Origin of the sequence: Nocardia sp. NPDC050413 (assembly GCF_040655475.1) — a bacterium.
Taxonomy (GTDB): Bacteria; Actinomycetota; Actinomycetes; order Mycobacteriales; family Mycobacteriaceae; genus Nocardia; species Nocardia coubleae.
Genome location: NZ_JBFAJZ010000003.1, coordinates 24,572 through 35,541 on the forward strand (window position 1 = coordinate 24,572; position 10,970 = coordinate 35,541).

Sequence of the window (10,970 nt, forward strand, 5' to 3'; positions counted from 1 at the left end):
CCACGAACGCACCGATCCATACGTCGAAAGAGCTAACCGAGCGATGCCGAGCAGGACAAGCGCAACATCAGCCAAGGCCGTCCGGGCCGCGGGGAAGTCGTCTCCGTCCCGCAAGCCGGGCAAGGGCAAACTCCCGCACAAGAAGCGTGAAGTGCCCTGGGGCCTGCTCGGCGGCGGCGTGGTCATCGTCGCGCTGATCGGCCTGCTGGCCTACAGCATCGTGCCCAAGTACATGGACCAGGCCGCGATCCGCGAAGCGCAGACCGACCTGTCCGAATGGGCGCCCAGCGAGCAGAACCAGGACCCGGCGGCCAAGATCGAGGGCGTCGTGAAGCAGGAGTACCCGGCGGCGCTGCACGTCAGCGAGACCCAGCGGGTGGCCTACGACAAGTCGCCCGCCTACGGTGGCCCGCACGATGTGGCCTGGGCCAACTGCACCGGCACGGTGTACGCCAAGCCGATCCGCATGGAGAACGCGGTCCACTCGCTCGAGCACGGTGCGGTGTGGATCACCTACAACCCCGACAAGGTCGACGCGGCCGGGGTGGAGAAGCTGTCGAACTTCGTCAAGGACCGGCCGTACACGATGATGTCGCCGTACCCGGCCCTCGACACCCCCATCGCGCTGCAGTCGTGGGGCCACCAGCTGAAGCTGGACTCGGCCGAGGACGCGCGCATCAAGCAGTTCATCTCCGCGCTGCGCACCAACCCGTACGCGCACCCCGAGGTCGGCGCCAGCTGCTCGAACCCGATCTTCGACGCCAACAACCCGCCGCCGTTCGACGCCTCGCCGTACGGCCCCGACGCCATCCCGATGGACGGCACCGGCGCCAACCAGGACGCGAGCGAACTCGGCGGACTCGGTTCGGGTGTCCCCGGTCTGCCGGGCATCCCGATGCCGGGCGCACCGGCCGGTCAGTGATGAGTGAGACCACCGACGAACCCACCGGCAGGCGCCCTGCCGGTGCGGTGCTGGTCCTCGGTGCGATCGGCCTGCTCCTGCTCGGTGCCGTAGCGGGTGTGCTGCTGCGGATGCCGCTGGAGAAGGCCGAGTCGGCCGCGCCCGGACCGGTCGACATCGGTTTCAACCAGGACATGTCGGTGCACCACGCCCAGGCCGTCGACATGGCGGGCATCGCGTTGATCGGTTCCACCGACAACGACGTGCGCCGCCTGGCCTACGACATCATGACCACCCAGTCGAACCAGATCGGCCGCATGCAGGGCTGGTTGCAGCTGTGGGACGCCCCGAGCCAGAGCGTCGAGGGATTCATGGGCTGGATGAGCGAGGGCAACGGTGGCCACGGGCACGGCGCGGCCACCACCGCCGCCCACAGCGGTCCCGTAGCGGCGATGCCCGGCATGGCCTCGCAGGAGGAGATGACCGCGCTGCGCCAAGCCACCGGCCCCGCCCTGGACACCCTGTTCCTGCAGCTGATGTTGCGCCACCACCAGGGCGGCGTCCCCATGCTCGACTATGCCGCCGAACAGGCCTCGACCACCGCGGTCCGCTCCCTCGCGGCCACCATGTCGAAAACCCAATCCGGCGAATCGACCCTGATGACCACCATGCTCACCACCCGAGGCGCCACCCCCCTCCCCCTCGGCTGACCCCGGTGCCGGACCGAGATCAACCCCCCGGTCCGGCACCGTTTTTGGCGCACCGCACCCGATGCGATACGCTGTCGCTGCCCGATCGCCCCACCGGCGACCGGCATCTATCCCGCCCTCGTAGCTCAGGGGATAGAGCGTCTGCCTCCGGAGCAGAAGGCCGCAGGTTCGAATCCTGCCGAGGGCACATCGCGTTCAAGGCCCCGTCCGTTCGGTCGGGGCCTTGTTCGTTCGTCGCAGTTGTTCATCTGGTTGTACGCACGGTTCCACAGGTTTCGGGGCCTGTCCCCGGTGACAGCAGGAGCGGGCATGACTGATCCATCAGACGGGTTCGGACAACAGCCCCAGCCGGGGCAACCTCAGCAGGGGCAACCGCAAGCCGGGCAGCCGCAGGCGGGGTATCCAGGGGCGGGTGGTCCGCCGCCCGGCGGATTCGGGGCACAGGCGGGACCGCCACCGAAGAAGAAGCGCACGGGGTTGTTCATCGGGCTGGGGGTGCTGGCACTGGTCGTGCTGGGGGTTCTGGCGGCGGGGGTGGTGCTCACCGTGCAGGGACGCACGCCGCTGGCCTCGGACGACAAGAAGATCGAGGTGGCGATTCGCGATTTCTACGACACGCTCGATTCCGACGGGTTCATCGCCGCGTCCGAACTGGCGTGCGCCGCCGATCGGGCCGAGATCGAGAACCTCACCCCGGAGCAGCGCAGACAGTTCGACACCGCGACGGTGTCGGTGCGCATCGACGACGTGCGCGACATCGTCATCACCGGCGACGACGCGGAAGCCACCGTTGTCGGTCAGCTGACCCTCTCGGTCGAAGGCGAGGAGCCCGACACCGAGGACAGCACCGAGGAACACCTCACCAAAGAAGACGGCACCTGGAAGATCTGCTCGGCCCCGGCCAACAAGCACTGACATTGCGATCACCGTGATCGCAACCCTGGGCACACCCGCCGCGCACCGGCATCATCATTGGCGAGGCGGGCGTGGCTGAGAGGTTTAGGCGACGGTCTGCAAAGCCGTTCACGTGGGTTCGATTCCCGCCGCTCGCTCTATACGGAACGCGGCCCGGTTCGTGACATGATCGAAAACATGTCACGAACCGGACCGCTACCCCGAGACCCGATCGCCGAGGCACACCGGCAGTGGATCGAGCACGGCTGGGGATCGGTCGCCGACGGCATGGCCCTCGTCACCTCCCTGGTCCGGGCCCAGCAGATCGTGATGGCCCGCGTCGACGAGGCCCTCAAACCCTCGGGACTCACCTTCTCCCGCTACGAACTGCTGCAACTGCTCAGTTTCAGCCGCGCGGGCGCACTCCCGATGGCCAAAGCCAGCGCGCGCCTGCAGGTGCACCCGACCAGCGTCACCAATACGGTCGACCGGCTGGAAGCGGCCGGACTTGTCGAGCGCGTGCCACATCCGAGCGACCGCCGCGCCACGCTTATCGAAATCACCTCCGCCGGAAGGAAATCCGTCGCCGAGGCGACCGAGGCGTTGAACGCGCAGGTTTTCGCCGAGCCTGGCCTGGCGCCGGGCGAGAGCAAACAACTGCTCGAGCTGCTCGCCCGGTTCCGCCATGCCGCCGGGGATTTCGACGACACGGCAAACCTCGCATTCCACGCGACCTGAGGGACAGAGCCGCGAATCGCGGGCCGACTCGCTTGGCAGGTAGCGCGAAAAGGTCCACCATGTAGCGCATGGTGCTGGTCCTCGGGGTGTCGGCAGGCGCGGGTGGTGCCCGTGCCGTGCTCAACCACACCGACCAACCGCATCTACCGCCGCTCGATCGGGTGCGCATCCCGCGCCGCGCGGGCGCCTCGGTGGAGGAATCGGTACTCGCGGCGATCCGCCGGATGCGGGTGGCGGCCATCGCCCGCGACGAGTGCGTCACCGCCACCGTCGTCACCTGCCGCAGCGACCTGCACGGCGACGCCATCCGCGCGGCGGCGGGCCCCTCGGTGACCATCGTCGACGAACCGCTCGCCCAGCTGCGCTACCTGCGTTTCACCGGCCTGCTGCCCGACACCGATTCGGTGATGCTCTACGACCTCGGCAGTTCCGGCCTCACCGTCACCCACGCCGACTGCCGCACCGACACCATCCTCGCCAGTCAGCGCAGCACCGTCCTCAGCGGCGACGGCTACGACGCGCTGCTGCGCTGGCAACTGGCCAGAGGCGGCGTCGCGGCCGACCGCCGCACCACCCGCACTCACCGCGAAATGCTCAGCCGCGCAAGGGTTGTCACCGCCGCCGACGCCGACACCGGCGAACGCGCCGTGGTGACCCGCAGCGATCTGGCCGCCTTGTGCGAAGCGGGACTGCATCATTCGGCATCGTTCGTGCGGAAGATGATCGAGGACACCGGCGTACGGCCCGGTGCGCTCGTCCTGCTGGGTGGATGCGTGCGCAACCCGGCGCTGCGGCACGCCGTGGGTCAGCTGGTCGACCTGCCGATCGTGTACGACCCTGAGCCGGAATATGTTTCGGCACGCGGCGCGGTGCTGCTCGCCGCACGGAAACCCTCGCGCCTGCGCATGCCACGGTTGCGGGCGGGCGCGACGGCCGACCCGGTCGCACCGTCCGGCCCCGGTCGGCGCAAATTCCTCGCCGCCGTCGCGGTGACCGCGACCCTGGGCGGCGCGGTCGCCGGGCTGCTCGGCACCGACGACCGGGCGGACGAGAAGAACCCGCCAACGCCCGCCCAGTTCATCGACGGTTCGCTCCCCGCGAAATAACTAGCTGTTGGTGAAGTTCGGCGCCCGCTTCTCGGTGAAGGCGGCCATGCCTTCCTTCTGATCGTCGGTCGCGAACAGCGAGTGGAACGCCCGGCGCTCGAACAGCAGGCCTTCGGCCAGGCTGGTCTCGAAGGACCGGTTGACCGCGGCCTTGGCGAGCATGGCCGCGGGCAGCGACATGCTCGCGATGGTCTGGGCCGCCTCGAGCGCGGTATCGAGCAGCTGGTCGGCGGGCACGATGCGCGATACGACACCGGCCCGCTCGGCCTCCTCGACGCCCATGTTGCGGCCGGTGAGGATGAGGTCCATCGCCTTGGCCTTGCCGACCGCGCGGGTGAGCCGCTGCGAACCGCCCATGCCGGGGATGACACCGAGCTTGATCTCGGGCTGACCGAACTTGGCGGTGTCGGCCGCGATCAGGATGTCGCACATCATCGCCACCTCACAGCCACCGCCGAGCGCGTAACCGGCGACGGCGGCGATGGTCGGCTTGCGGAAGTTCGCCAGGCGGTCCCAGCCGGCGAAGGTGTCGGCCAGGAACATGTCCATGTAGGACTTGGTCGCCATCTCCTTGATGTCGGCACCGGCGGCGAACGCCTTCTCCGAACCGGTGAGGACGACGGCGCCGATCGAATCGTCGCGCTCGAGCTCGTCGAGCGCGGCGGTGATGTCCGCGAGCACCTGCGCGTTGAGGGCGTTGAGGGCCTTGGGACGGTTCAGCGTGATCCAGCCGACCCCGCCTTTGCCGTCGCTGCCGCCCTTGCGTTCCAACAGAATCGTCTCGAACTCGCTCATGGTCTGCAGACGATACCGAGCGGCGCCGCCACCGGACTACACGGGCAAACCGAGTTCGCGGTCGCCGAGCGGGGCGAAGTAGGCGTCGACGTGGGCGTCGGTGACCTCGGCGAGGGTCGCGGGCGACCAGCGTGGCGTGCGGTCCTTGTCGATCACCTGGGCGCGGATGCCCTCGGCCAGGTCGTGGGTGCTCAGCGCGGCCACGGTGATCCGGAATTCGACATTGAGAGCCGCGGCCAGGCTGAGCGAGCGGGCGTTGCGGAGGGCGCGCAGCGTCGCCTTCACCGCCACCGGCGACTTGGCGAGGATGTCCTCGGCGGCCTTGGTCGCCTCGGGGAGGTCGGCCGCGCGCAGGGCCGCGATGATCTCCTCGACCGTGTCGGCGCGGTAGCAGCGATCGATCCAGTCGGCGTGGGCGGCCAGTTCGGATTCCGGTGCGGGCGTGGCGAATCGGGCGATGGCCTCGTCGGCGGGAGTGGTGCGCAGGGCGTCCAGGAGCGCGGGCAGGTCGGCCGAGGGCACGAAGGTGTCGGCGAAACCGGCGACGATCGCGTCACCCGCGCCCATCCGCGCGGTGGTGAGGGCGACGTGGGTGCCCAGCTCGCCGGGCGTGTGCGAGAGCAGGTAGGTGCCGCCGACATCGGGCACGAAACCGATGCCCGCTTCCGGCATGCCGATCTGCGAGCGTTCGGTGACGATGCGGTGGCTGCCGTGCGCCGAGACGCCGACGCCGCCGCCCATCACGATGCCGTCCATGATCGCCACATACGGCTTGGGGTAGCTGTCGATCAGCTCGTTGAGCAGGTATTCGTCGCGCCAGAACGCGGCCGCCCCGGTGTCGAGCGGGGCGGGCGCGCCGGGGCCGCCGTCGTTGATCACCTTGGCGTCGCGATGGATGGCGACGATATCGCCGCCCGCGCACAGGCCACGTTCGCCCGCACCGACGATGGCGACGGTGTCGACGGCCGGGTCGGTCGCCCAGGCACGCAGGGCGTCGGTGACGGCCAGGCTCATCGCGTGGTTGAGCGCGTTGATGGCCCTCGGCCGGTTCAGCGTGATCAGACCGAGCCGGTCGCGGACCTCGAACAACACTTCGGCTTCACCCATGTCCGTCACCATAAAGTCGGATGTCCGAGTACCCGCAGCCGCGAGGTGCGAGTTGTGACCCATTCCACGGCGGTGCGTGGGGCAGAATCGGCGCATGGGCACCGACAACTTCGCACGGATATCCCGGCTGCGCGCGCTGATCGACCATGCGAACACCGGTGCGGGCGAACGCGCGACCGCCCAGCGCATGCTCGACCGGCTGTTGCGAAAAACCGGTGGCGGCAACGCTTCTCGTCCTTCCGACCGGGTCTACGGTGAGCGGCACCACCGGCCGGGCAGGCACGCGACAACGGCCGCCATCGTGGAGTCGGTGCGCGAGGACATCTCCTTCGCGCGCACCTTCGCCCCCGGTGCGCCCGGTGAGGTGATCGTGCACAGCCCACTGGCCGCGGCGCCGGCCGAACTCACGGTCGCGGTGAGCACACCCTTCGCCGACCAGATCGTCGTCACGATCGACGACATCCCGCCGCAGTGGGGCTGGGAATCCGACGAGTTCGACCGCATCGTCGCCACCCGCGACCTGCGCGCCCTCGCCGACGAACTGGCCGAGATCATCGACGCCTACAACCACTACGGCCCCGACGTGGGCCCCCGCTTCTTCCGCACCATCCGCGCCCAGCAGACAACGCTCATCCGCTGACTACCCGCCGCCGTGGAAGGTGGCCCGGTACGCCGAGGGGCTGGTGCCCAGTGCTCGCGCGAAGTGCTGACGCAGGGAGGCGCCGGTGCCGAACCCGGCCCGCTCGGCGACCTGGTCGACAGTGAGCGTCGTCTGCTCGAGCAACTGCCTCGCCCTGATCAGCCGCTGTCCGGCGAGCCAGGCTCCCGGCGACATCCCGGTCTCGCGCCGGAATCTGCGGGTGAAAGTCCGCGGACTCATGGCGGCGCGCTCGGCGAGGACGCGCAGGGTGAGCGGCCGATCCAAGTGGTTCAGTGCCCATGCCCGGGCGCGGCTGGTCGTCGACTCGTCCTCGGCCGGCAGCGGTAGGTCGATGAACTGCGCCTGGCCGCCTTCGCGATAGGGCGGCACGACCGTACGCCTGGCGACGTCACCGGCGACGGCCGCACCGTGGTCGGTGCGGATCAGATGCAGGCACAGGTCGATGCCGGCCGCTTCGCCCGCCGCGGTGAAGATGCCGTCGTCCTCGGTGAACAACACGGCGGCGTCGACACGCACTGCCGGGAAGGCCGCGCGGAGCCGGTCGGCGGACAGCCAGTGGGTCGTCGCGCGGCGCCCGTCGAGCAGGCCTGCGCGGGCTAGTACGAAGGCGCCCGTGCAGATCGACGCGATCCGGCGCCCCGCCGCACGGGCCAGGCGCAGCTCCTCGGTGACCTGGTCGTGCGCGCTGATCTCGTCGAGCTCGTGCGAGGCCGGGACGACGATGGTGTCGGCGGTGGCGAGCGTCGCGCTGCCGTGCTCGACGGCGACGGCGAAATCGGCGTCCGTGCGCACGAGGCCCGGCTCGATCGCACAGGTCAGCACCTCGTAGAGGCGCTCGCCGTCGGCGGAGCGGGCCGAGCCGAAGATCTGGTGCACGATGCCGAGCTCCATCGGCATCACCCCGGTGCGAGCCAGGACCGCGACCCGATGGACAGCCATGGCCCGATCCTTTCACATATCGGCTTTCCGGCCACTGGTGCGCGTGTGCCGGACTCGGCAGCCTGAGAAGGACGAACGAGCTACCGAAAGGACTGCGACCGATGCGAGTGCTGTGGGTGTTTGCCCATCCGGAACCGCGATCGCTGACCGCCCAGCTGCGCACCGCCGGGATCGCCGCACTGCGCGAGGCCGGGCACGAGGTGATCGAATCCGATCTCTACGCCATGAACTGGAACCCCGTGGTGACGGCCGGGGACTTCGCGTATGACGGCGTCGAGCGGCTGGACGTGGCCGAGGAATCCGAAGCGGCCCTGCGTACCGGGCGGCTGGCCGCCGACATCCGCGCCGAGCACGACAAGCTGGCCTGGGCCGACACCGTGGTGCTGCATTTCCCGCTGTGGTGGTACGGGATGCCCGCGATCATGAAGGGCTGGCTCGACCGCGTGCTGGTGCAGGGTTACGCGTACGGGGTGCGTGATCCCGAGTCCGGTCGCACCCGCCGCTACGGTGACGGGGCCTGGCAGGCAAGCGCGCCACGGCGGTGGTGTCGGTCGGCGCCCATGCCGGGCTGGGACCGCGCGGCATCCACGGCGATCTCACGGAGGTCCTCTTCCCCCTGCTCCACGGCACCTTCTTCTACACCGGCATGGAGGTGATCGAGCCGGTGATCGTCCCCGGCACCAACCGGGTGAGCCACGAACACTTCGCCGCCATCACCGCCGACCTGCGCACCCGGCTGCTCGCCCTGCCGACGACACCACCCATCCCCTACCGCCACCAGGACAGCGGCGACTACGACGGCGACTGGAACCTGCGCCCGGCCGAGCACCCGGGCGGGTCCGGCCTCGGGATCCACTGTCTCGACAGCGAATCCCGCTGGGCCGCACCGGCTTCCTAGCCCAGCCCCTGGGCGAAGCCGCCATCGACGACGAGTTCGGTGCCCGTGGTGAAGGTAGCGTCCACCGCCAGGTACAGCGCCGCGGCAGCCACCTCCTCGACCGTGCCCGGACGCGCCATCGGCGTCGTCGCCTCGCCGTCGCGGATGAACTCGGCGCGCTGCTCCTCGGTCAGCTCGGTGACACCCATGCTCGGCGTGAGGATGAAGCCCGGAGCCACCGCATTGACCCGGATGCTACGCGGAAGCAGCTCGGCGGCAAGAACTTTCGAGAACGCACGCACCGCTTCTTTCGCCGCCGAATACGCGCTGAGCCCGGGGAAGATCCGGTCGTTGGACACCGTCGTGTACACAATGGCACCGTGGTCGCGAATCAGGGGCGCCAACCGTTGGGTGGTGAAGAACGCGCCCTTGGCATTCACGTCGAAGACGCGATCCCAGTGCGCCACAGTTGCTTCCGGGAGGGTTTTGAATTCCGCGATGCCGTGGTTGACGAAGAGGTAATCGATGCCGCCGAGGCGTTCCTCGACGATCCGGCCGAGTTCATCGATGTCGTCGGGATCTGTCGCATCGGATCGAACGATATGGGCTGTGGCGGAATTCACTGTCGCCCTCGCCTTCTCGATACCGGTCTCGCTGCGGCCGGTGAGCACGACGTCGGCGCCCCGCGCGACGAGCGCCTCGACGATAGCCAGGCCCATGCCATGGGTGCCACCGGTGACGACGGCCGTCTTGCCCGCCAATGTTTTCGGAGCTGCTGTTTCGGTCATGCCACGACGGTAAAGTTTTACGTTGACGTGAAGGTCAAGGCAGTGAGGCGGGCATCACATGCGGATCGGCGAGCTGGCACACAGAACGGGACTCAGCACCCGCGCGTTGCGCTACTACGAGGAACAGGGTTTGCTGCGCCCACGTCGACAGCCCAGCGGTTACCGGGAATTCGACGAATCCGCCGTCGAGGCGGTGCGGCGCATCCGCATTCTGCTGTCCGCGGGGTTGCCCACCAGGGTGATCGTCGAGGTGCTGCCCTGCATGACCGAAGCAGGCAGCTATCTCGCGCCGACCTGCCCGGAGATGGCCGACGACCTGCGCACCGAACTGGACCGGATGCGGCGCGACATCGCCGAACGCGAGGCGGCGACCGAGATCCTGGCATCGATCCTGGCAGAGGCGCCGCACGAACAGCTTGCGGGGTGAATCAGCCGGGACATCTCGGCCCGACGACGGTGGCGATCAGGCCACCGGTGAGGACGATCGCGCCGACGGCCAGGACGACGCTGGCGACGGCGGGGCCGCCTGACGTGTTGTCGGCGACCACCTGACCGACGCCGATCGCGATGCACGCGGAACCGCCGAGGACGAGGACCGGTTCGCGCCGGAGCAGGTAGGCCCCGAGAAAGATCACGCCGACGAAGCCGGTGAGCATGGGGCGCCAAAGCGATTCGCCGAGGGTCACCGATTGCGCGCCTGTTGTCGCGATCAGTCCACCGAGCAGGAATCCGGCCCAGTCGAGGACGAGCAGCCGCGCCCACGCGAGCCCGAACCAGACGGCCCCGAAGACCATGAGCGCGATGCCCTGCCACAGCCAGCGGTGCGTCCCGTCGGTGAGCTCGACGATCGTGGCCACGCCGAAACCGGCGATCGCGATCATCCCGAGCAGGCTCGGCACCATCAGGTAGCCGAGCGTCGCCACCAGCAGCCCCGCGCACAGGGCCGCGATCTCGGCATCGCCACCGCGCTCGCCGAACGCGATCGCCACCGTGCCGCTGGTCGCCATGGCCGCCAGCACCAGCAACGCCGACGCGAGCCTGGTTCGGACGGCCGTGGCGATGGGCACACGGCGGAACAGGCCGGGCCTTCCACCCGCAAGCACCACGGCGCCACCGAGCGAACACCCGGTGACGACGGCGAGCAACACCACTCGTCCGGTGTCGGCGACATCGGCCCACGCACGGTCGAGGAACAGACCGAGACCCGCCGCGACGAGCCCCGCACCGAGGTAGGCGACGATCTCGGCGAGCACCCGCCCGGTCGGCGCGCGACCCGCGCGCTCCTGCTCCTCGACAGCTCGCAGCACCGCGTCACGCTGGTCACCGCTGATGACCCCACCCGCGACCAGCCGCTCCAACGCCACGCCCACCCCATGTTCGCGACCCATCCGTCGAGTATGTCGGCCGAGTACGCGAACCGGCCCCTTTCGCCGTGACGCCGTTCACAGTAGGAT

Annotated in this window: 14 protein-coding genes and 2 tRNA genes; 11 read left to right on the forward strand and 5 right to left on the reverse strand. The window is 69.3% G+C overall.

The window, feature by feature from the left end:
- The first annotated feature begins 43 nt into the window (after nucleotides 1–43).
- From AB0I19_RS09880 to AB0I19_RS09910, 7 genes are all read left to right on the forward strand, one after another.
- Nucleotides 44–922, forward strand: coding sequence for a DUF3105 domain-containing protein (locus AB0I19_RS09880; RefSeq protein WP_357146780.1), 879 nt, complete (start codon nucleotides 44–46; stop codon nucleotides 920–922).
- Nucleotides 922–1,611 (forward strand): DUF305 domain-containing protein, encoded by a 690-nt coding sequence (locus AB0I19_RS09885; RefSeq protein ID WP_357146782.1) that lies wholly within the window; start codon nucleotides 922–924, stop codon nucleotides 1,609–1,611. Before AB0I19_RS09880 ends, AB0I19_RS09885 begins: the two co-directional genes overlap by 1 nt.
- A 114-nt stretch (nucleotides 1,612–1,725) precedes the next feature.
- Nucleotides 1,726–1,798, forward strand: a tRNA-Arg gene (locus AB0I19_RS09890).
- A gap of 122 nt (nucleotides 1,799–1,920) precedes the next feature.
- A complete protein-coding gene (locus AB0I19_RS09895; protein ID WP_357146785.1) occupies nucleotides 1,921–2,526 on the forward strand; it encodes a hypothetical protein in 606 nt (201 codons plus the stop codon).
- A 65-nt stretch (nucleotides 2,527–2,591) separates the two neighbouring features.
- Nucleotides 2,592–2,663, forward strand: a tRNA-Cys gene (locus AB0I19_RS09900).
- A 40-nt stretch (nucleotides 2,664–2,703) separates the two neighbouring features.
- The gene (locus AB0I19_RS09905; RefSeq protein WP_357146787.1) at nucleotides 2,704–3,243 is read left to right on the forward strand and encodes a MarR family transcriptional regulator; all 540 of its coding nucleotides are present in this window, start codon (nucleotides 2,704–2,706) and stop codon (nucleotides 3,241–3,243) included.
- Nucleotides 3,244–3,311: 68 nt separating this feature from the next.
- Nucleotides 3,312–4,349, forward strand: a complete 1,038-nt coding sequence (locus tag AB0I19_RS09910) for a hypothetical protein (protein WP_357146789.1) — start codon at nucleotides 3,312–3,314, stop codon at nucleotides 4,347–4,349.
- On the opposite strand, the gene AB0I19_RS09915 is transcribed toward AB0I19_RS09910, so the two are convergent.
- Together AB0I19_RS09915 and AB0I19_RS09920 are read right to left on the reverse strand one after the other, a co-directional pair.
- A complete protein-coding gene (locus tag AB0I19_RS09915; RefSeq protein WP_067490487.1) occupies nucleotides 4,350–5,144 on the reverse strand; it encodes an enoyl-CoA hydratase in 795 nt (264 codons plus the stop codon).
- 36 nt (nucleotides 5,145–5,180) lie between these two features.
- Nucleotides 5,181–6,251, reverse strand: coding sequence for an enoyl-CoA hydratase/isomerase family protein (locus AB0I19_RS09920; RefSeq protein ID WP_357146792.1), 1,071 nt, complete (start codon nucleotides 6,249–6,251; stop codon nucleotides 5,181–5,183).
- A 94-nt stretch (nucleotides 6,252–6,345) separates the two neighbouring features.
- Between AB0I19_RS09920 and AB0I19_RS09925 the strand changes: the two genes are divergently transcribed.
- Nucleotides 6,346–6,891, forward strand: coding sequence for a hypothetical protein (locus tag AB0I19_RS09925; RefSeq protein WP_357146794.1), 546 nt, complete (start codon nucleotides 6,346–6,348; stop codon nucleotides 6,889–6,891).
- Here the strand turns inward: AB0I19_RS09925 and AB0I19_RS09930 are convergent, their stop codons facing one another.
- Complete coding sequence (locus AB0I19_RS09930) at nucleotides 6,892–7,851, reverse strand: helix-turn-helix domain-containing protein (RefSeq protein WP_357146797.1); 960 nt, start codon at nucleotides 7,849–7,851, stop codon at nucleotides 6,892–6,894. It lies immediately after the preceding gene.
- Between the two features lie 101 nt (nucleotides 7,852–7,952).
- Between AB0I19_RS09930 and AB0I19_RS09935 the strand changes: the two genes are divergently transcribed.
- Entirely contained in the window at nucleotides 7,953–8,507 is a 555-nt protein-coding gene (locus tag AB0I19_RS09935; protein ID WP_357146800.1) for an NAD(P)H-dependent oxidoreductase, read from the forward strand.
- Nucleotides 8,396–8,749: a hypothetical protein gene (locus AB0I19_RS09940; protein ID WP_357146803.1), complete on the forward strand. Its 354-nt coding sequence runs from the start codon at nucleotides 8,396–8,398 to the stop codon at nucleotides 8,747–8,749. Before AB0I19_RS09935 ends, AB0I19_RS09940 begins: the two co-directional genes overlap by 112 nt.
- Here the strand turns inward: AB0I19_RS09940 and AB0I19_RS09945 are convergent.
- Entirely contained in the window at nucleotides 8,746–9,489 is a 744-nt protein-coding gene (locus AB0I19_RS09945; RefSeq protein ID WP_357146806.1) for an SDR family oxidoreductase, read from the reverse strand. The two genes, AB0I19_RS09940 and AB0I19_RS09945, sit on opposite strands and share 4 nt — an antisense overlap.
- Nucleotides 9,490–9,574: 85 nt before the next feature.
- On the opposite strand from AB0I19_RS09945, the gene AB0I19_RS09950 reads away from it, so the two are divergent.
- Nucleotides 9,575–9,943 (forward strand): MerR family transcriptional regulator, encoded by a 369-nt coding sequence (locus tag AB0I19_RS09950; protein WP_357146809.1) that lies wholly within the window; start codon nucleotides 9,575–9,577, stop codon nucleotides 9,941–9,943.
- Between the two features lies 1 nt (nucleotide 9,944).
- Here AB0I19_RS09950 and AB0I19_RS09955 read toward each other — a convergent pair whose 3' ends face one another.
- Nucleotides 9,945–10,904 (reverse strand): DUF2157 domain-containing protein, encoded by a 960-nt coding sequence (locus AB0I19_RS09955; RefSeq protein WP_357146811.1) that lies wholly within the window; start codon nucleotides 10,902–10,904, stop codon nucleotides 9,945–9,947.
- Nucleotides 10,905–10,970: the final 66 nt, after the last annotated feature.